This window comes from Spiroplasma endosymbiont of Glossina fuscipes fuscipes (assembly GCF_049669535.1).
Taxonomy (GTDB): domain Bacteria; phylum Bacillota_I; class Bacilli_A; order Mycoplasmatales; family Mycoplasmataceae; genus Spiroplasma.
In genome coordinates, this window is record NZ_CP187162.1 from 346,890 (window position 1) to 368,069 (window position 21,180).

Annotated in this window: 25 protein-coding genes, 1 pseudogene and 1 riboswitch; of the genes and pseudogenes, 25 read left to right on the plus strand and 1 reads right to left on the minus strand. The window is 28.4% G+C overall.

Annotated features, from left to right (window positions below; all coding sequences use genetic code 4):
* Positions 1–2: 2 nt before the first annotated feature.
* The 24 genes and pseudogenes from asnS (at position 3) to ACOBWH_RS02235 (ending at position 17,046) form a co-directional block, all read left to right on the plus strand.
* Entirely contained in the window at positions 3–1,370 is a 1,368-nt protein-coding gene (gene asnS / locus ACOBWH_RS02120) for an asparagine--tRNA ligase (RefSeq protein WP_424526862.1), read from the plus strand.
* 122 nt (positions 1,371–1,492) lie between these two features.
* Positions 1,493–1,810 carry a helix-turn-helix domain-containing protein gene (locus ACOBWH_RS02125; protein ID WP_424526863.1) on the plus strand — a complete coding sequence of 106 codons (318 nt, stop codon included), beginning with the start codon at positions 1,493–1,495 and terminating at the stop codon, positions 1,808–1,810.
* Between the two features lie 162 nt (positions 1,811–1,972).
* Positions 1,973–2,461: a hypothetical protein gene (locus tag ACOBWH_RS02130; RefSeq protein WP_424526864.1), complete on the plus strand. Its 489-nt coding sequence runs from the start codon at positions 1,973–1,975 to the stop codon at positions 2,459–2,461.
* Between the two features lie 71 nt (positions 2,462–2,532).
* Positions 2,533–2,937, plus strand: coding sequence for a hypothetical protein (locus ACOBWH_RS02135; RefSeq protein ID WP_424526865.1), 405 nt, complete (start codon positions 2,533–2,535; stop codon positions 2,935–2,937).
* Positions 2,937–3,428 (plus strand): hypothetical protein, encoded by a 492-nt coding sequence (locus ACOBWH_RS02140; RefSeq protein WP_424526866.1) that lies wholly within the window; start codon positions 2,937–2,939, stop codon positions 3,426–3,428. Before ACOBWH_RS02135 ends, ACOBWH_RS02140 begins: the two co-directional genes overlap by 1 nt.
* Before the next feature lie 32 nt (positions 3,429–3,460).
* Positions 3,461–4,282 (plus strand): hypothetical protein, encoded by an 822-nt coding sequence (locus ACOBWH_RS02145; protein ID WP_424526867.1) that lies wholly within the window; start codon positions 3,461–3,463, stop codon positions 4,280–4,282.
* A 218-nt stretch (positions 4,283–4,500) separates the two neighbouring features.
* Positions 4,501–4,812 (plus strand): hypothetical protein, encoded by a 312-nt coding sequence (locus ACOBWH_RS02150; RefSeq protein ID WP_424526868.1) that lies wholly within the window; start codon positions 4,501–4,503, stop codon positions 4,810–4,812.
* Positions 4,806–5,150 carry a hypothetical protein gene (locus ACOBWH_RS02155; protein WP_424526869.1) on the plus strand — a complete coding sequence of 115 codons (345 nt, stop codon included), beginning with the start codon at positions 4,806–4,808 and terminating at the stop codon, positions 5,148–5,150. Before ACOBWH_RS02150 ends, ACOBWH_RS02155 begins: the two co-directional genes overlap by 7 nt.
* Positions 5,096–5,677 carry a hypothetical protein gene (locus tag ACOBWH_RS02160; protein ID WP_424526870.1) on the plus strand — a complete coding sequence of 194 codons (582 nt, stop codon included), beginning with the start codon at positions 5,096–5,098 and terminating at the stop codon, positions 5,675–5,677. Before ACOBWH_RS02155 ends, ACOBWH_RS02160 begins: the two co-directional genes overlap by 55 nt.
* On the plus strand, positions 5,671–5,928 hold the full coding sequence (locus ACOBWH_RS02165; protein WP_424526871.1) for a hypothetical protein: 258 nt from the start codon (positions 5,671–5,673) through the stop codon (positions 5,926–5,928). The genes ACOBWH_RS02160 and ACOBWH_RS02165 overlap by 7 nt, the downstream gene beginning before the upstream one ends.
* A gap of 538 nt (positions 5,929–6,466) precedes the next feature.
* On the plus strand, positions 6,467–6,757 hold the full coding sequence (gene rpsP / locus ACOBWH_RS02170; RefSeq protein WP_197490520.1) for a 30S ribosomal protein S16: 291 nt from the start codon (positions 6,467–6,469) through the stop codon (positions 6,755–6,757).
* Positions 6,758–6,787: 30 nt separating this feature from the next.
* Positions 6,788–7,039, plus strand: a complete 252-nt coding sequence (locus tag ACOBWH_RS02175) for a hypothetical protein (protein ID WP_424526872.1) — start codon at positions 6,788–6,790, stop codon at positions 7,037–7,039.
* On the plus strand, positions 7,040–7,531 hold the full coding sequence (gene rimM, locus ACOBWH_RS02180) for a ribosome maturation factor RimM (protein WP_252156420.1): 492 nt from the start codon (positions 7,040–7,042) through the stop codon (positions 7,529–7,531). It begins immediately after the preceding gene.
* Positions 7,532–8,257, plus strand: a complete 726-nt coding sequence (gene trmD / locus ACOBWH_RS02185; RefSeq protein WP_424526873.1) for a tRNA (guanosine(37)-N1)-methyltransferase TrmD — start codon at positions 7,532–7,534, stop codon at positions 8,255–8,257.
* Positions 8,258–8,292: 35 nt separating this feature from the next.
* The gene (rplS, locus tag ACOBWH_RS02190; protein WP_070406499.1) at positions 8,293–8,649 is read left to right on the plus strand and encodes a 50S ribosomal protein L19; all 357 of its coding nucleotides are present in this window, start codon (positions 8,293–8,295) and stop codon (positions 8,647–8,649) included.
* A 65-nt stretch (positions 8,650–8,714) separates the two neighbouring features.
* Positions 8,715–9,563, plus strand: a complete 849-nt coding sequence (locus ACOBWH_RS02195; protein ID WP_070406500.1) for a ribosome biogenesis GTPase RsgA — start codon at positions 8,715–8,717, stop codon at positions 9,561–9,563.
* Between the two features lie 55 nt (positions 9,564–9,618).
* A complete protein-coding gene (gene ylqF / locus ACOBWH_RS02200; protein WP_424526874.1) occupies positions 9,619–10,497 on the plus strand; it encodes a ribosome biogenesis GTPase YlqF in 879 nt (292 codons plus the stop codon).
* A 3-nt stretch (positions 10,498–10,500) separates the two neighbouring features.
* Positions 10,501–11,133 (plus strand): ribonuclease HII, encoded by a 633-nt coding sequence (locus ACOBWH_RS02205; RefSeq protein WP_424526875.1) that lies wholly within the window; start codon positions 10,501–10,503, stop codon positions 11,131–11,133.
* 30 nt (positions 11,134–11,163) lie between these two features.
* Positions 11,164–11,535 (plus strand): DNA-processing protein DprA, encoded by a 372-nt coding sequence (locus ACOBWH_RS02210; RefSeq protein ID WP_424526876.1) that lies wholly within the window; start codon positions 11,164–11,166, stop codon positions 11,533–11,535.
* 199 nt (positions 11,536–11,734) lie between these two features.
* The gene (locus tag ACOBWH_RS02215) at positions 11,735–11,938 is read left to right on the plus strand and encodes a hypothetical protein (RefSeq protein WP_424526877.1); all 204 of its coding nucleotides are present in this window, start codon (positions 11,735–11,737) and stop codon (positions 11,936–11,938) included.
* 124 nt (positions 11,939–12,062) lie between these two features.
* Positions 12,063–12,160, plus strand: a riboswitch (purine riboswitch).
* A gap of 112 nt (positions 12,161–12,272) precedes the next feature.
* A complete protein-coding gene (gene hpt / locus ACOBWH_RS02220) occupies positions 12,273–12,791 on the plus strand; it encodes a hypoxanthine phosphoribosyltransferase (RefSeq protein WP_424527377.1) in 519 nt (172 codons plus the stop codon).
* Complete coding sequence (guaA, locus tag ACOBWH_RS02225) at positions 12,792–14,330, plus strand: glutamine-hydrolyzing GMP synthase (protein ID WP_424526878.1); 1,539 nt, start codon at positions 12,792–12,794, stop codon at positions 14,328–14,330.
* 360 nt (positions 14,331–14,690) lie between these two features.
* The gene (locus ACOBWH_RS02230) at positions 14,691–15,215 is read left to right on the plus strand and encodes a hypothetical protein (protein WP_424526879.1); all 525 of its coding nucleotides are present in this window, start codon (positions 14,691–14,693) and stop codon (positions 15,213–15,215) included.
* Between the two features lie 463 nt (positions 15,216–15,678).
* Positions 15,679–17,046, plus strand: a pseudogene (locus ACOBWH_RS02235) (uracil-xanthine permease family protein).
* A 67-nt stretch (positions 17,047–17,113) separates the two neighbouring features.
* Here ACOBWH_RS02235 and ACOBWH_RS02240 read toward each other — a convergent pair.
* Positions 17,114–17,941 carry a serine protease gene (locus ACOBWH_RS02240; RefSeq protein ID WP_424526880.1) on the minus strand — a complete coding sequence of 276 codons (828 nt, stop codon included), beginning with the start codon at positions 17,939–17,941 and terminating at the stop codon, positions 17,114–17,116.
* 260 nt (positions 17,942–18,201) lie between these two features.
* Here ACOBWH_RS02240 and ACOBWH_RS02245 point away from each other — a divergent pair, with 260 nt between their 5' ends.
* Positions 18,202–21,156 carry a chromosome segregation protein SMC gene (locus tag ACOBWH_RS02245; RefSeq protein WP_424526881.1) on the plus strand — a complete coding sequence of 985 codons (2,955 nt, stop codon included), beginning with the start codon at positions 18,202–18,204 and terminating at the stop codon, positions 21,154–21,156.
* The last annotated feature ends 24 nt before the right edge of the window (positions 21,157–21,180 follow it).

The following is a 21,180-nucleotide window of genomic DNA, read 5'->3' on the forward strand; positions in this document are numbered from 1 at the left end:
TAATGACAACAGTTTTACAATTATATCAAAACGAAATTCAAGATCAAAGTGAAATTACAATTTTAGCATGAGTACGCTCAAATCGGAGCGGTGGAAAACTAGGGTTTTTAATTGTTAATGATGGAACTATTTTTGATAATGTTCAAATTGTTTATAAGGCAGAACAACTAACTAATTTTTTAGAACTTAGTGGAGTTCGTATTTTATCGGCAGTAAAAGTTACAGGAAAATTTTGTTTAACACCAACCGCGAAACAACAATTTGAAATTCAAGCAAGTAATATTGAAATTCTTGACCAAGCAAGTGAAGATTATCCGTTACAAAAAAAAGAACATACTTATGAATATTTACGTGAAATTGTGCACTTGCGGGCAAAAACTAATACTTTTAATGCAATTTTTCGAATTCGTAGTAGTAGTGCATTTGCAGTTCATGAATTCTTTAATAAGAATAATTTTATTTATGTTCATACACCAATTATTACAAGTAATGATGCTGAAGGAGCGGGAGAATCATTTGTTGTCACAACAAGAACCGATGATAATTATGCTGAGGATTTCTTTGGTAAAAAAGCAAGTTTAACTGTTTCAGGTCAACTTCATGTGGAAGGGTTTGCCCAAGCTTTTCGCCAAGTTTATACTTTTGGTCCAACCTTTCGCGCTGAAAATTCTAATACAACAAAACATGCTGCAGAATTTTGAATGATTGAACCAGAGGTTGCCTTTATTGATTTAACCGAAAATATGGACTTGATTGAGACAATGGTGAAATATATTATTAATTATTTATTTAATAATAATCGTCGTGAACTTGAGTTCTTAAATAATAATGGTGATAATCAGTTATTAACAAGGTTGCAAAATGTTGTTGACAATCAATTTGTGCGTCTTTCATATAACGAAGCAATTACAATTTTACAAACAGCGGTAAAGAATGGCCATAAGTTTGACAATGTTGACATTTTTTGGGGAATGGATTTACAAACTGAACACGAAAGATATTTATGTGAACAAGAAACTAAGAAACCAACTTTTTTATTTAATTATCCAAAAGAAATTAAAGCTTTTTACATGAAAGTTAATGATGATAATAAGACAGTAGCTGCTTGTGATTTGTTAGTACCAGGAATTGGTGAATTAGTAGGAGGAAGTGTTCGTGAAAATAGTTATGATAAGATTATTGCACGTTGTCATGAATTACAAATTCCAACATCAGATTTACAATGATATTTAGATTTACGAAAATATGGTTATTATAAAAGTGCTGGATTTGGGCTTGGGTTTGAACGGTTGGTAATGTATGTGACCGGAACGTTGAATATTCGTGATGTGATTCCTTTTCCACGCACCCCCCGTAATTTATTATTTTAATTTGATGCATACAAAAATTTTATTTAACAATAAAATTTTTTTTCTGTTATAATTTTAGCATTGCATAGATAAAGAGATATATTATTTAACTTAGTTATTTTTTATATGAAAGAAATATATAAATGAACGAAGTTATTAAGCAATTACGGATCCATAAGGGTTTAACCCAACGTGAATTAGCAAAGATATCTGGCTTACAACAATCAACAATTTGTCGAATTGAAAAAGATTGTTCAAAAACTAGTTGAAATAAAATTTTGAAATTACTAGTTGCATTAAAATTAGATGTTAAGAAATTTATTGATAAACTATCAACATATAATGAAAATAAGGTATATGAATTTTTATCCTTAATTATTGATAATCCAAAAATTCGAAAAGAACTTGATCGGAACCTACGAGTATTAGCGTTAAAGGTTTTACGAATTTTTACTAATTAATTTAAAATAGTTAGATAATATTGTCTTACCGTGCAGTTGAATCAATTATGAAGAAAAATGAAGACCAAAAGAGTCTTTTGTCTTTTTCTGTCCTGTTTTTGTAAATTAATGATATAATAATAAAAGAATAGTTATTAATGTCGTGAAATAAGGAGCAAAGCAGTGAATTGGGATTATTATTTTATTTTTGGTGGAAATGGAACAACACAAACATTGCGTTGCATTTGCAAAACGGCCGCTGATGCAAAACAAGCATTGGAAGATTGTTATTTAGATGATAAATATAATACTGATATTGTTAAGCAAATTTCATTCTGCTTAATTTTTACCTTTGATAATACAACTGATAATTATGAATTAAATAAACGCGCAACGGAAGAATTCATTAAAGAATTATCGGTTTGTCAGCAATGCAACCGCGTAAAAAGTAAATTAGATCGTCATCACCTTTGTTCAGAATGTGAAAGTGAATTATTAGGAGTTGAAACATTTCAATGTGATTTGTGTAAAAAACACCGGCTTGTTCGTGATGATTTTAACCGTGAATTATTTGGCAAATTATTAGTTAATAATAAAGACTATCTTATTTGTTTTAAATGTGCAGAACAAAATTATCATCAATTACCACAACAAGAAAGGATGAAAACATAGTGAATGAGACTAAGAATTTGTATATAGTGTTTTACACTGAAAATGCACTTTATCCAGATCAAGCTAAAGTTGTGAAAATTTTTACGAACCAAGCAGAAGCTAACAAATATTTGTTAACAAAAGTGACTTTGAATGGTAAGAAAGTTTCAAAAGATAATAAATGAATTTTAAAAGTTTATGGTTATGTTGGTTCAAATGATCGTTATGAATATTCAAAATGAGAAACGGGTCAATTTAAAAATGACATTGGTAATTGTATTCATTGTTATGAATACTTTTTGCGGGAAAATAATGCAAATATGTGTGAAAAGTGTTTGGGGCAAGTTAAACAAGGACTAAAAGAATGCGAAGTTTGTCATAACTTTTTTAATCCAGTCGGAATTAAATTTGTTTCAAATGGGGATGTTTTTCCATTTTTAGCTTGTTCTGATTGTTCTAAAACATTAATTAAAAATTTGAAAATTACAATTAAATAATGAAAGATTTTTTAAAACCAGGGGATATTGTTATGGCTGACCATTTTGATAAATTTCAAAATTGATCACGTCATCTCTTTATTATTATTGGCCTTGATGAACAATATGTGTTGGGATTACAGTTTAGTTCTGTTAAAAAAGGAACTGGAAAAGCAATTGGTTATTTTGATAAAATGATTTTAGATATAATGTATCAATATGAAGCATTACAGACAGGGATAAAATCTTTTGACGAACTTTGGGAAAGTTTTTTTAAAACAAGTGAGAGTAAATTTGAAACAATTGATTTAGACCATGAAGATGGGTTTGAATATTGGTCGCGAGCTAATTTGAATGATTTATATTTATTTGATTTAGAAGATGCTTCTGGATACCACTTTGATCAAAAAAGTAGTGTTTTCCCAACAACCTTTCAAATCATTATTGACAAATTAAAGAAATACCAATGAGAAAGTGACATCGTAACAAAAATATTACAAAATATTAAGTAAAAATTAGTTAATTTAATATCGGAGGTTTTTGTATGTTTAAATGAAATAATAAAATTTTATTTTATGTCCGTTTAGGAACTTTGTTATTAGTATTATCCTTTTTAATTGTTGATTTAGTTTTAACAATTATTGATCCACTACCACAATTTAGCGCGTTAGGTTATGCGGAACGAGTATCAAATTATTATGCTTTTTTTACAACGCAAACAAATTATATTGTTGCGATATATTTTTTTATTTATTTATTTGAAGGTAAGTTTGCAAATCGAAGCCCTAGTTACTTAATAAAATTAGCAGTTACAACATATATTACAATTACAATGTTAGTTTTTTGATTAGGAATTTTTACAAATACGCAAGATGCTAATCAATATGATGCTTATTCATGAATATCAACGATTGTATTACATTTAGTAATTCCAATTAGTATGATTATTAGTTATGTTTTAACATCGGGGAATTTTCAATATAATCTTAAAAAACATCATAAATTGGCATTATGATTAATTTTAGTTTATCCAATTTTATATTTTATTGTTATTTTAATTCGTGGTACACTACGTTATTTAGACCATAGACCACTAAATACATGATATCCATACTTCTTCTTAAATGTTTATCAAGAATGAGGATGATTAATTTTAATCTTTGCTTTCATTTGCATTTTAATATTATTTATTGGTTTACAATATTTATATATTTTTTTAAATAATAAGTTATATCATAAGTATCATGGCCAAACATTGAATAAACGGGTGAATGAAAAAGTATTTGGGATTAAAGAAGATAGTGTAACATTACAAAACAAAGATGTCTTTATACCACAAACATTATTAAATATTTTTTATAAATAAGGTGTTTTATTTTAACAAAAAATTGTTATAATAAATTTATGAAAACGATGAGAAATTATTTTTATTTTAAATCACTGTATTTTACTTTTTGACCATAAATTACTTACATTCTGAAAATGATTACCGATATATTATAGTAATCATTTTTTTATTGTTAAATTTAGTAATTTTGGTAGGGTGGTTGGGTTGTATAGAATAAAAGGAATATTAATATAGATATGCAAAAATTATTAGTATGATTAGGAACAATGATAATTGTTGGAAGCGGAATAGCAAATGCTACTGCTAATAGTAACCTGTTAGGGAGCAAAGACCCTATTATTAATAACAATTTATCAACTATCCAAGGCATAAAAACTGATGTTGAGGAAGTTGATGAGTATTTTAAAGATCTACATAAACAATCTTCGAACAAAAGTTCACGTGAAAAAAAGATGTTTGAATTAGCAAGTGATTTTGGTAGAAAAAGTGTAAAAAATATCAAACAATGGAAGTCCAGTCTTTTAGTAACTTACTTGATAGTATGATAAATGATTTTCGTAAAGAATTTCCAAACTTTAGAAATCTTTATGACAAAGAAGTACAAAAAAATAATAAGGGAACTAAGTCATTTGGTTCAAATTCAACGGTAAATCCTAATGAATTTACTAATAATACAAATTTTAGTAATATAAATAAAGATAAACAAGCTGCATTAGAATATTGAGATAAACTAAATAATATAAATACAGGATTTAAAACGGCAACTGCTATTGTGGCAATTGCAGCAGCCGGTTTTTGAGCGGCAGCCTGATTTTTTGGAATTAGTGTACCATGAGCAATTGCGGGACTGTTGTTGCAGCATCGTTGGGTGTTACAACGGCGGTAATATCCTATTATTTAGCTCTGCATAATGAGTATGCGGACAATATTATTAAAAGTATTAATATCACTTTATCTATTAAAACATTAGCGCATAGTTTTTGAGATATTATTTTTCCAATTTTAACAGCTAATGTGACAGTTGCTAGTGGAACATCGGTAGTAATGCCGGCTTTTACTGCAATATTAGCAACAACTTCTGCTTTTTATGCCTGAATTTTAGGAACAAATATCTTTTTGGAAGCAGAAAATAATGAAAAAAATAAGTTAAAGATAGAAGAAGGAAAATTAAATCCAAAAATCGATTTTAAAAAAATAGGATTTATGAGTACAGGCGCTACAAGGGATTATTTTAATATTAAATTATTTAAGTGAACGGATTATGCTACTTCATGAGAAGAATTTTTAAAATATTATAATTATATTAATCTAAATAATTCAACTGCTAGTGCTGGTGGGCAGGGAACAACAGTTGAACGAGTGAATATTGGTTTGTCAACAAAATTAATTAGTTATGCAAGCAAGAATTGATAAAAATAATTATTAGTAATAATAGTAATTATTTTAAACAAAATTTAATAAGATATGAATACCGCTTTATTGTAGCTTATCAATTATCAACAATAGATATGTATTTATATCGTAGTGGGGATGAAATTCATGGCTTTTTAAATGTTGGTACACAAAGTGCTAATGCTGTTTATCGAGTATGAAATTCATTAAAAGTGGCATCATTTGATGTTACAAATAAAGATTTTTATGATCCAAGTAACAGAGATAATTAAAGGAATAATAGGATAAAATTATATCTTTAACATTATCAATATTTATAAAAACTAAAACTTTTTAAAACTTTGTTTTTCACAACAAAGTTTTTTTATTTAAGATATTAAAACTATTTTATATAAATAATTTAATTGGTGAAACTGATGGGTAAGGAAAAATAGTTAAATAAACAAATATTAAATTAACAACAAAATTAATTAGTTATGCAAGCAAGAATTGATAAAAATAATTATTAGTAATAATAGTAATTATTTTAAACAAAATTTAATAAAATATTAATATCGGTTTACTGGTTTACTATAACTTGTCAAACATCATTAATACATATGTATTTATATATCGTAGTGGGAATGAAATTTATGGCTTTTTAATAAAGATTTTTATTAATTAGAAATTATTAAATATTTCTTCTTGTTATTTTTGCCAAGTAAAAAAACTGTTAAGTTAAAAAACTTGACTCTTTTCTTAATTAGGGTATGATATATAGGATGTTAAGTTTCATAGTTTAACATAAGAAGAGAATTAGAAAGGAAAAGATTAATGGTAAAATTACGTTTAAAAAGAACAGGTAAAAAGAAAGCAGCTTTTTATCGAATTGTTGCAACAGATGCTCGTGTCAAGCGTGATGGAGAATATATTGAGTTAATTGGAACGTATAATCCTATAAATGGTGATGTGAAAATTGACCAAGATATTGCTTACAAATGATTATCAACAGGAGCGCAACCAACTGATACCGTTCGTAATTTATTAAGTAAAGAAGGTTTAATGACTAAATTACATAATGAAAGACAAGTTTCAAAACCCAAAAAAAGCACAAAAAAATAGTTGTTGTTTAAAATTTCAACAATAAATAATATGTACATTACAGAACTTAAAAATTTAATTGAACCGTTAATTTCTCAAGACGATAACGAATTATATTATGAAATTCGACAATTGCCAGAAACAAAAACCGGTGAAGTTGACTTATTAGTAATGTGTAGTGAAGAAGTTTTTGGGTATGTTGTTGGTAAATCAGGATTGATTGCTAATAGTTTGTGAACATTATTAAATATTAGAGGACAAGTTGATCAACATAAAGTTAATATTAAATTTGAGGTTTTTTAAATGGAAGATTTACTAAAAATTTTTAAGATTAATAAACCACATGCAATTAAAGGGGAAGTTAAGGCAACCTTATTAGTTAATATTAAAGATGTAAAACAGTTAGTTAATAAGTTAATGTTTCTACAATTACCACTGCTTTATCAACCAGTAACATTAATTAAAATTACGCCCACTAATCATGGATATATTCTGAAGTTTAAAGAGTTTAGTAATATTAATGAAGTGATGACCTTTAAAGAATGTTATCTGTTATGCCAAAAAACAGATTTGGAACTAGCAACAGTTATTAGTCAAGAAGATTTAACTAATTTTGAAGTTTTTTACCAGAATGTTGTAATTGGAACATTATTGCATCAATTTGAAACAAAAGCACATGTTGTTTTTGAAATTAAAAAAACTGATGAGACAAAAATGATGATTCCATATGTTGATGAATATGTTGAACAAATTGATTTTATTCAACAAAGAATAATTTTAAAAAAGGTGATTTAAATGAAACAGTTTATAGTATTAACTTTATTTCCAGAAATGTTCAGTAATTTTTTAACAACATCAATTATTAAAAAGGCTTTAGCAAAGAAACTGGTTGCAATTAATATTGTTGATATTCGTGATTATAGTATTGGCAAACATCACCAAGTTGATGATTACCAATATGGTGGTGGTGAAGGAATGGTTCTAATGATTGAACCATTAGTTAAAGCTATTAAGGCTCATCAAATTAAAAATACTACTATTATTTTATTATCACCTCAGGGAAAACAATATAATCAACAGCAAGCACAACAGTTTGCAAAACAAGAACAGGATTTGATTTTAATTTGTGGTCATTATGAAGGTTTTGATGAAAGAATTTTACATTATGTTGATTATGAATTGTCGATTGGCGATTATGTTTTAACAGGTGGAGAATTAGCAAGTATGATTGTAATTGATAGTGTTGCAAGACTATGCAGTGATGTTATTAATGCACAATCACATCTTAATGATTCTTTTACAAATAATCTCTTAGATTATCCTGTTTATACAAAACCAGTTGCATATGATGGGCATCTTGTTCCTGAAGTCCTGCTAAGCGGTCATCACCAGAACATTACACAGTGACGAGAATATGAGGCGTTAAAAAAAACTTGATTAAAACGACCAGATTTATTGTCAAAAATAACTTTAACACCACAACAAGAAATCTTATTAACAAAAATTAAAAACGAAAAATAAAATAGGTTTATTAACCGTAGAAAGGAAGAATAGTTATGAATATGCGTTTAACAGAAGAAGTTACAAAAAATCAACTTCGTACTGATTTACCTGAATTTTCTTCAGGAGATACTATTAAGGTTCACTATAAAATTCAGGAAGGAAATAAGTTTAGAATCCAGATTTTTGAAGGAGTAGTAATTAAGTTACAAGGTAGTGCCATTGCCAAATCAGTTACAATTCGTAAAATTAGTAATGGTGCTGGAGTTGAAAGAAATTTTCCGTTACATTCCCCTTTAATTGACAAAATTGAAGTTGTAAAATATGGGCGTGTTCGTCGTGCTCGTATTTACTATATGCGAAATCGTGTTGGTAAAGCTGCACGGATTAAAGAAATTATTAAAACTAAATAAATTAAAAAGACTGTTAAAGTCTTTTTAATTTTTACTAAATTATAAAACAAGGAGGAAACACAATTATGTGTGACAATACGTTTGAAATCCCAAGTGAATTTATTAAAAATAATAAAAGAGCTGATAAACTAGCATTAACAGCAGACGTTATTATTGAAGTTGTTGATGCAAGAATTGCCTACTCTGGTGCTAATCTCTTGAATTATGCTAAATTAGAACAAGCAAAAAGAATAATCCTTTTTTCAAACACGCAGAAAGCTGATGTGGAACAAACAAAAAAATGAATGCAATATTATCGTGATCAGGGAATTTATTGTCAAATGTTATTAAGTCCCGATCAGCAGAGTGAGGAAGAATATCAGCAGTGTCTTAAGGGTTTTAATGCCTTTTTAAAAGATTATGTTGATAAAAAAATATTAATCATTAGTTTACCACACAGTAATAAAGAAATTTTATTAGCAAAGCTATTTAACAATAGTGAAAGTTTTGAAAAAGCAAGATTAGCATTATTTGGTCGTGAAAAAGTTCATCGTTATAATAATGTTGAATTTATTGACACAGCACCGATTACTGGTGTTAATTTCAATACACCAACTGTTTATTGAAATACTCAAATTTTAGGAATTTTTGATATTGAGGATAACACAGAAGTTGTGGCCATTAAAGCCTTTAAATTATTATTAACAAAATATCAAGAAAAATTAGAAACAGCATATAGTGTCCGTGTTCAATTAAAAACATCTGTTGATGAACTTGTGAAAGAGTTTATTAAGTTAAAGTCAGCAAATGTTTCATTACCAGAAGGTGAAACAACGGATAATTTATTATTGTGTGCTGATTTTTTAGCAGATCTTCAAAATGGCAAAAAAATCCCAGCAGTTTCATTAGAATGAGTTGAGGACTATTTTAAATAATTATTTTTAAAATAATAATTTAATAAAGGAGCATATTAAAAAGGGGGAAAAGAAGATGTCAACAAATATTCATTGATTTCCTGGTCATATGGCAAAGGCAATTAAACAAATTGATGAACAAAGTAAATTAATTGATTTGATTATTGAAATTGTTGATAGTCGAATTCCTTTTTCTTCTGCCAATCCTTTAATTGATAGATTACGGGGTTCAAAACCAAAACTAATTATTTTAAATAAAAAAGATTTAGCGGATCCAATCGTAATTAAAGCGTGGCTTAGTTATTATGAGCACCAGCAAATTGCTGTTTTACCATTAGATAGTAAACACACTAAAATTAATAAAATTATTGTTGAAAAAATTTATGCTATTTTAAACCCCAAAATTGTACGCGATAAAGCACGAGGAATTAAAACGCCAAAGTTAAAAGTATTAGTAACAGGGATTCCAAATGTTGGGAAGTCAACTTTTATTAATGCTTTAGTAAACCGTAATTCAGCGCGGGTTGGTAATAAACCAGGGGTAACAAAAGGTCAACAATGATTAAAATTAAATGAACAAATTGATTTAGTTGATACACCTGGGATTTTATGACCAAAAATTGAACAACAGCAAGTTGCTCTTAATTTAGCATTTACTCGGGCAATTAAAGAAGACATTTTACCAAAGGAAGATATTTGTTTGGCAGCGGTTAAATGAATGTATCAACATTACTTTTCATTATTAGTAAAACAATATCATTTATTACCAACTGATCAGTTTGATGTAACTAACGAAGTTGAATTGTTTTGTTTACTGTTAACAATGCAAAAGAATCGCTTTCATAAAGTTGATGAGGACAATGTAACGAACATTGTAACTGATTTTTTAAATAAATTATGAAATAATGAATTTGGATTAGTTTCATTTGAATTTCCCCCAACAAAGGAAAGATAAATTATGAATATTTTTGAGCAGAAGATTTTAGAAATATATCCACCAGAAACAATAATGGCAGGAACAGATGAAACGGGTCGAGGTTGTTTAGCGGGGCCCTTAGTTGTTAGTGCCGTTATTTTACCAACTGATTATTTCAATCCAGCAATTAAAGATAGTAAAAAGCTAACTGTAAAACAACGAACAATGTTGGCAACAGAAATTATGAATGTTGCTATTAGTTATACAATTGAAATAATGTCAGTTAAAATGGTTGAGACACTGAATCCAAAACAAGCAAGTATTATTGGCATGCAAAATGCCATTGATAAGTTAACGGTTAAACCAGCCTTGATTTTAACTGATGCTGAGAAATTAGCACCATCTTATCATTATCAAGCAATTATTGATGGTGATAATCTTTCACAATCCATTGCAGCAGCTTCAATTTTAGCAAAAGTAACGCGGGATAATTTAATGTTAGAATACGATCAAACATATCCGCAATATGATTTTAAAAATAATAAAGGTTATGGGACTAAAAAACATTTATCTGCTTTACAAAAATATGGAGTAACAGCAATTCATCGGAAAACTTATCGTCCGGTTCGAGAAATTATTTTAAAAAATATAAGTCTCCTGATAAATAAAAATTAAAAAAGTAAAATTCTTCGTGTTATATTTTTTATGTTAATAAGATGCTATTTATTAATAGAAAGGAAGCAAAATGCGTCGAGTTTTACTTTTTTTGCATTAAAATATGAGGGAAATTGACTTAAGATTTATCAAGCATTAGAAACAAAAGAGAAAATTGTTTATGAAGATTTAATTGATATTGAAGCAAAAATTACTTGTCGGTATGTTACAATTATTGATCAGGATTATCCGAAAGCTCTTTGTAATATTTATCGGCCACCTTTTGTATTATTTTATGATGGTGATTTAACGATAGTTAATAATAAATGTCATAAGTTAGTAATTTGTGGAACAACAAAACCTGACGAAACAGGATTATTGATTACTAAAATGTTAACAAAAAAATTATCAAACGAAAGTTAACTTTAATTGTAATGCTAGAAAAAGGAATTAATCAATGTGTTATTGAAAATCTTGGATTGGGCAATAGTATATTATAATTAAAAAATGGCAAGATTATAATCACATTAGTAAAAAATATCCCGATGTTAAATTTCAAATCATCATTTCTGAATCATATGATGGAAATTTTAAAAAGACAAAGTATGAACTTTATCGAATTATGTCAGGTTTAATGGATGGTCTTATTATCGTTCAATCAACACCCGATGATGATACGCACCGCCTTGTTGAATTAGCAAATCATGATGGTAAAGAAGTCTTTTGTTTTCCCGAACGAATTACAATTGCTAATAAGAACAATAGTTTTATTAAAAATGGAGCACAGTTAATTGAAAGTGCTAATGATATTTTTTGCAAGCTATAATGTTTTATTAGTTTTTTATTTTATTGAAACATTTTTTAAATTAAAGGCATAATCAATTATAAATAAGATAGGATATAATTCAAAAATTATCTTGCATTAATAGCAATAATAAGTTATAGTTGTTGTATGATAAAAATAAAATGCTTATATATGTTAGTGTTATGGACTAATGTTTCTACATCTTACCGTTATTAAGATACTATAGGTCATGAAGATTCTTTTGTTTTATTTTCTTAATTTAACAAAAATAATTTGCATAACCTATTTAGAATTAACTAATGCAGTTTATGCTTTTATTTTTTTATTTTTGTAAAGGAGATTATTAATTGTGCAAATGGAAAAACTAGAATTATATCTTTCTGAAGCCAAGATTCAGCAAGGAATTAAAACTTATGCGGAAAAAATTAATACGTTATATGCTGGAAAAAAATTATATTGTGTTGGTTTGTTGAATGGGGCGTTGTTTTTTATGAGTGATTTGTTAAAACAACTTAAAAATTATATTGTTGTTGATACAATGAGTGTTTCAAGTTATAAAAAAACAAATTCAAATAACAATATTACAATTCATAAAGATATTTCAAAAGATATTACAGGTCAGGATGTTTTGTTAATTGAAGATTTAATTGACACGGGTCAAACATTATCGGTTGTGATTGAAAAACTGCAAGCAAAAAAACCAAATAGTTTACGAGTGGTTTGTTTAGCAGATAAAATAGAAATGCATCCGGACTTTAAATATGATTATGATGCTTTATTTACATTCCCAAATGAGTTTGTGGTTGGTTATGGGTTTGACTATGATGATCAATATCGTCAATTACCCGATGTATATATTTTTAGAGGTGAATAAATGAAAACAGAAAATAAAATTATTATCTTAGATTTTGGGTCGCAATATACGCAACTAATTGCCCGTCGAATTCGTGATTTAGAAGTATATTGTGAGGTGTGACCATATAATACACCATTAGAAAAAATCAAAGCAACTCCAATGAAAGGAATTATTTTATCAGGTGGTCCTGCTTCAGTTTATGCTGATGATGCCTTTTTAATTGATTCAGAATTACTTCAGTTGGATTTACCAATTTTGGGAATTTGTTATGGGATGCAGTTAATTAGTCATTTGTTTGGTGGAAAAGTTCAACGAGCAGCAAAACAAGAGTTTGGTTTTTCAGAATTAGTTATTGATGATAAACATGATTTATTTGCTAATGTTCCAGTTAAATCACAAGTATGAATGAGTCATGCTGATCACATTGAAATGATGCCAACAAATTTTGTTCAAATTGCCCATAGTGCAAATTCAGTTAGTGCAATTAGACATAAAACCAAAAAAATTTATGGGTTACAATTTCATCCTGAAGTAACTCATACTTTAATTGGTCAACAATTATTAAAAAATTTTGTTTTTAAAATTTGTAAATGTGAATCAGATTGAAAAATTTCAGAATTTATTACTATGTCAATAACTGAAATTAAGACCAAAGTTGGGACTGACAATGTTGTTTTAGCATTATCTGGAGGGGTTGATTCTAGTGTTTGTGCTGTTTTATTACATCGGGCAATTGGTCAACAACTAACTTGCATTTTTGTTGACACGGGATTATTACGTCAAGATAGTGGTTGAAATGATTTACAAAAGTTTCAAAAACAATTTGGTTTAAATATTTTAAGAATCGATGCTAAAGAAAGATTTTTAACAGCGTTAAAAGGAGTTAATAACCCGGAACAAAAACGAAAAATTATTGGAAACTTGTTTATTGAAATTTTTAATGAAGAAGCCCAAAAAATTAAAAATGTTAAATGATTAGGACAAGGAACGATTTATCCCGATGTCATTGAATCGGTATCAGTGAAAGGGCCTTCAGCAACAATTAAATCGCATCATAATGTTGGGGGATTACCAAAAGATTTACCTTTTCAATTAATTGAGCCATTACGTGAGTTATTTAAAGATGAAGTTCGTAAAACTGGGGAAGCATTAGGGATTGGCCACAAATTTGTTTACAAACATCCTTTTCCGGGACCAGGTTTAGCGGTTCGTATTATTGGGGAAATTACATCCGAAAAAGTAACATTATTACAAGCAGCTGATCAAATTTTTATTGATGAATTATATAATTTTAATTTATATGATCAAGTTGCCCAAGCCTTTGTTGTTTTATTGTCAGTTCAATCAGTTGGGGTAATGGGGGATGTGCGAACATATGGTTATACTGCCGTTGTACGAAGTGTTGACACAACTGATTTTATGACAGCAAATTGAAGTCGATTACCGTTTGAATTGTTAGAAAAAGTTTCGTCACGAATTGTTAGTGAGGTTCATGGTATTAATCGTGTAACTTATGATATTACTTCAAAACCGCCAGGAACAATTGAATGAGAGTAGCAATTACAATATTGTTTAACAAAGAAAGTATTAGGATAAAAATGGGAAAATATTTAAAATATAACCTGTTTTTTTTTTTTTTTTTGATATAATACCAATATATTAACCTACCAATTTAAAAATATAAATAATATTAATTAAATAAAAACAAAACAAATAACTACACTGTTGGATTAGAATTTATTGTAGAGTTATTTTTTTGTACACAATGTTTAACTTTGTTTTATAGAAACTATATTATATTTTTTATTTTGGAATATTAAATAAATAAAATTAAAAGGAAAGAAGGACAATAGAATGAACAACATATTAAGTATTTTAGGGGCAATGGCAGTTGTTGGCTGTGGAGTACCCAGTGTTATGACCAACAGTGCACATTATATAGATAAAAATATAAGTATTTTACATACTAATTATCCTACTACCGATCAGGATTTTCATTCAACAGCTGAAGTGCAATTAGATCCAGCGATAAGTGCTGGTGAAATTGATCCAAGAACTATCAACACTTGGGTTTCTACGCCAGGAAATCCTAGTAGACTAATAAATAAGGTTCATATAAAAGGTTATTTTGCAATCATTGATTGAACTAATAAAAAAGAATATCGAGAAATTACTATTTTAAAATACTTAAATAAGTCTACTGCTAAAAAACTGATATTTACGTATTATGATGAAGTACAATATGGTAGTGATTCTGACCCTAATGGATATAGACTTGGACAAATTAAAGTTAATGTTACAATAGTTCTTATAGAACCAGCAGATAATGATTATAAGGTTACAATTGAACACGAGGCTATCGGAACTGTGCGAGGAAATACACACCCACTTCGCATAACAAATTATATTAGTAATGTTATTTTTCAAGATTATTCAGAATAATTTATTGTTTTGCTAATTTAAGGATTTTTTGTTCTGATATCAATGATTAAATTAAAAAAGTGTGAGGATAACCACTCCCTTTTTTATTGTTTAATAAAGAATATTATAAGGCAATAAAAAAGGGGATAAATTATTTGCAAATTATTTTAAAAATGTTGAGGTATAAAATGCAAGTTAAGATGCTACAAGAATTTAAAACTTTTTTACAAAAAAATAAGTTAATTCTTTTTGATATCTTTAATATTCTACAAATTAAAAATATAATGAAAATTAATAATGCAATTTACTAGTTGGTAATACTTACAAACTAGTTTTTTATGCAATTTTAACAATGAAAGGAGAAAAAATGGAGAAAGAACAAATTACAAGTATTAATAATAATGTTAAATTATTATTAGCACCACATGAACGGCCAAAAAGTTTTTTACAATGATCAATTTTATCATTACAACATGTTTTTGCAATGTTTGGTTCCACGGTATTAGTACCCCTGATTATTAACCAAACGGCAGGTGTTGAAGTTATGAATATTTCAATGGCCTTATTTTGTTCGGGGGTTGGAACATTAATTTACATTGCTATTACAGCAGCAAAAGTACCAATGTATTTAGGAAGTTCCTTTGCTTATATGGGAGCAATGGGGGTTTGTTATCCGCTATATGGCAATGCAATTTTTATTGCTGTTATGATGGTTGGAGTTTTAGTATACTTTATTGGTAATAAATTTTTAGAACGACTATTACCAGCAGTTATTGTTGGACCATTAATCATTATTATTGGAATGTCAGTTGCTCCGAGTGCTATTAATAATGCTGGATTTAATCCAATGGCTTGAAAAGAAAGTTATTCACATTGAATCGGGATTGGAATTGCAGTTTTTACTTTTTTAGTAACAGCAATTATTTCCTTAAAATGTAAAGGATTTGCAAAAGTAGTGCCAGTTATTATTGGTGTTGTGATGGGTTATTTATTGTGTGTCATCTTACATTTTGCAATTGGAACCCAATATCATATTTTAGACACTTCAAAAATTAGTGACCCAAGTTAATGACAATGATATCCTTCTTTTAAAAAAATTTGAGATTTAAAAGCAAGTAATATTGGACCAGCAATTTTAGCAATTAGTCCCTTGGCAATTATTGCCATTGCTGAACATATTGGTGATCATATTAGTATGGGTCAAATGACAGGTAAGAATTTTGTTAAAGATCCTGGAATGCATCGAACATTAGTTGCCGATGGAGTTTCAATTATTTTTGATGGATTAATTGGAGGGCCCGCAAACACAACTTATGGTGAAAATGCATCAGTTGTTGGAATGACAAGAATTGCTTCCGTGTGAGTAACGGGTTTAGCGGCGCTGTTTGCGATAGTATTATCTTTTATTGCTCCCGTTAATCAGCTGGTACAGATGTTACCAGGTCCAGTTATGGGCGGGATTAGTATGATTATGTTTGGATTAATTGCTACGAATGGAATTCGTGTTTTAATTAATAATCGGATTGATTATACAAATATGAAAAATGTTTTTGTAACAGCAATTATGTTAGTTTTAGGATTGGGCGGAGCAATTTTTAATTTTAATATTGGTAGTGGTAATTTACAATTTACGGGTGTTGCTTTAGCTGCTTTTGTTGGAATTTTCTTAAATTTACTGTTGCCAGATCATCAAAATAATGGTTTTTTATGGTGAGAAAAGATTAAACTAATTATTAAAAAGAAAAAAGAACAACGCTCAATCAAAATAAAACAAAAAAATAAACAAAAAGAAAAAATAACCCAAGACCAAAAAGCAAACAAAAATAAGAAGCTTGATAAGGAAAAGGAATAAATTATAATAAAAGAAAAAAGCAATGAAAATTGCTTTTTTAATGCATTTTTGAATGTAAATGTGTTTATTAATTATTTTTAATAATGTTTTGAATCCAGTCACTAAAAGCTCCAACAGCCGTAAAAACATTTGGCAATGGTGTTGTTCAGTCATAAACACCATGACTAACAATTCCCTCTGTTACTCAATGGTTATTAATTTTTTGAATCACAGGACCACCACTATCACTAAGAGCACCACTTATTCTTTTCCCCGTAATTGTTCCGCCTAAAAAATCATAGTTTTGATCAAAATTAGAAATTTGGTATTTTGGATCTTTGGCAATTGCTGGGTCTTGAATTGGCATTAAGGCTTTTTTCATATGTGTTGGTCAAATTGCATGGCCTTGAGAATCAACGCCACTAATTCCAAAACCAGTTACAGTTGCATTTTGCCCTGGTTGGGGAATTTGCAACTTACTTGCAATTTGAATTGGTGTAATATCAGTTACAGGATGATTTAATTTAACCAAGGCAATATCTTTTGTCATATCATAATGAATACCACCATAGACAAAATATTGATTAGCATATACTGTTTCTGGTTGATAAGGTTTTATTGTATCATAAATACCAAAGGTGATTTTCATTGGCATTTGTGCAAATTGAAAATCACTAGCAACATGAGCGGCTGTTAAAAGTCAATTTGGGGCAATTAGAACACCACCACCTGCACCAGTGGTTGTAATTGGAGCACCTTTGGCATTTATAAGACCATATCATGGGAATTCACCATTTTTAACATCAACATCATTCGTGACTTTAACATTATTATTTTTATTATTGATAACGATTGTACTAATTGTACTTGTACTAGTTATTGCTAAACTAGTAAAAAGAATCAGTATCTTTTTCATAGTTCCATCTTCTTTCTTAAATTATTGGTTCTGAGGTGAGGGCGGTTAATCCTCACTTATTTTATAACCGGCTTCATTATATGCTTAATAACGTGCAAAAAAATTGTTTTATCTTTTCTTATTGTAAAAATTATTTCCATAATTTTATTTTTTATAAATGATTTTAAAAAATTTAGTTGCAAATAGTTAACTTTTGTAGAATAATTAATAAGGAATAATTCGGTTTGTTATTAGGTTAAATTTTAAGGAAGTGAAAATCAGTGCTATTTTTGAAAAAACTGGAGGCTTTTGGATTTAAGTCATTTGCTGATCCATTAACTGTTAGTTTTGATCATGAAATGATTGGAATTGTTGGTCCTAATGGGAGTGGAAAATCAAATATTAATGATGCAATTCGTTGATGTTTAGGTGAACAATCAATTAAATCACTTCGCGGAAATAACAGTGAAGATGTTATCTTTAATGGTTCTGAGACAAAATCAGCTTTAAATATGGCAGAAGTGAAATTAACTTTTGATAATACAAAACGGATTTTTGCAATGGATTATGATGAAATTGAAATTATTCGTCGTGTTTTTCGAGGGACAGGAGAAAATGAATATTTTATTAACAAACAACGTGTGCGCTTAAAAGATATTCAAGATTTTGCGATGGATAGTGGTTTAACAAAATCATCATTAGCTATCATTTCGCAAGGAAATATTAATGGTTTTGCAGAAGCAAAACCATTAGAGCGACGTGCTTTGTTTGAAGAAGCGGCGGGAGTTGCAAAATATAAACGACGCAAATTAGAGTCATTAAAAAAATTAGAACGTTCAAATGAAAATTTGGCTCGTTTAAAAGATATTTTAAATGAAATTGAACGAAAGTTGCCAAGTTTGAAACGACAAAGCGAAAAAGCTTTAAAATATACTGCTTTAAAAGACAAATTGAATGAAATTGAATTAGCAGTTTTAGTTAAAGATATTACTTTTTTTAATGATAAATTACTTGAATTACGTGAACAACAAAAAACAATCACAAGTACCAAACAAGAAACTGATCGTGAATTAAAAAATAAAGAAATTGAATATAATGAATTAAATAAAGAAAATTTTAACTTAGATACAAAAATTAGTGTCTTAAGTAAAGAATTTCAGAGTTTGGTTTCAGAAATTAGTGACTTAAAAGTACATAAAATTGAATTAGATAATAAAGAAGTTGCTTTAAAAATGTCAAATAACGATATTACAATCACTAATATGCTTAGTGATTATAATGAATTAACTTTTAATCTACAAAATGAACAAGAAAAATTAGAGATTTTGGAAAAACAACAACTTGAATATCGCACTAAGCGAAATGATTTTAATGCAGCTCAAGCTAAATTAAATGAAGATTTAGGATCAATTAATAAAACAATTGTGCGTTTAGAGAGCGATTTAGAACGAGCACAACATAAATTTGAAAATCAAGATAATTTACATGAAGGGGTTAAAAATATTATTAATAATAAAAATGTTTTGCCAGGTATTATTGGATTAGTACAAGAAGTAATTAATGTTGATGACAAATATGAACAAGCAATTGTAACAGCTTTAACGGGACGGTTGCAAGACATTTTAGTTAAAAATGTTGATAGTGCGAAACGAGCAATTTTATATTTAAAACAAAATCGTGCTGGACGAGCAACTTTTATCCCATTGGATGTTATTTCACCACGTTATCTTAGCAGTGATGAAGAATTTGTGATTAAGTCAGTACCGGGATATTTGGGACTTGGAAATAATTTAGTTAAAACTAGCAAGGAATATCGTATTGCAATTGATTATTTATTAAGTCGTTATATTATTTGCAATGATTTTGATAGCGCTCAAGAAGTTGGAAAATTAACAAAATATCGTTACAATATTGTTACTTTAGATGGCGAAGTAATTCGCCCCCAAGGTGCTGTTTCGGGTGGGTCGCGCCGTGCCAAAATGACAATCGCGAATCCGGAAAAAGAACTTAATGAGATTAACGGGAAATTAGCACTTAAAGGTGATGAACAACAAGGAATCATTCAACAATTAAGTACAATTCGTCATCAATTGGATGAAGTTAATGAAATTATTGCTGAAAGCCAAGCTTCAATTGGGGCAGCAAAACGGCAAATTGAAATTATTAAACATGATCAGATGAAATTACAAAGTGAATATCATTTGTTGACAGCAAAAAATATTGATGAAACAAAATTAGAAGAAAATCAAGAAATTTTGAATATTGTTGATAAAATTCAACAAAAAGAACTTTTAAAAACAAAATTAGAACAACAATTAAATGTTGCACGTAGTTTAAAAGATAAACAATCATTTAACATTAATGAATTGAATAATTATATTTCAGAAAAACGTTATTATGTTTCCGCGTTACAAGAACAAATTAGTAAAATTAATACTGATTTATCAATTATTAATGTTAAAATTCAACAAAATTTAGCACACTTAACAGAAGAATATCAGATGACATATGATCATGCCAAAACATTGGAATTAAAAGTAATTGATAACGAAAACTTAATTCGGGACGAAATTAAACAATTACGAAGTGATTTAACTCAAATTGGTAGTGTTAATTTAGAAGCAATTGATGAATATAAGGAAGAATATGAACGTTTTCAGTTTATGAATAATGAGTATAATGATTTATATGCTTCTGTTAAAAATTTATTAAAGTCAATTGATGAAATGGATGCTATTATGGAAGAACAATTTGACAAAACAATTAAAGAAGTTAATAAGAATTTACCATCAACCTTTGAAGTTTTATTTGGTGGTGGGTCGGCAAAAATTATTTATACTGAACCAGAAAATTTATTAGAGACTGGTGTTGATATTAAAGTATCACCACCCGGGAAAAATATTACTAATTTAAATTTATTATCTGGTGGTGAAAAATCATTAGTTGCATTGTCAGTTTTATTTGCGATTTTAAAAGTCCGTCCAATTCCATTAGTTATTTTAGATGAAGCAGAAGCACCATTAGATCCAGCAAATGTTGAACGTTTTGTTAAATATATTCGTACGTTTGTTGAAACAACACAGTTTATTGTTGTTACTCATCGAGTTGGAACAATGAAAAATTGTGATGTGTTATATGGTGCAACAATGCAACAAAAAGGGGTAACTAAGATTGTGGGAATTAAATTGCAACAAGCAGAGGAAATGATTAAAGATTTTGAAAATAAAAAAGCATAAGATATTTTATGATTTTTTATTTTT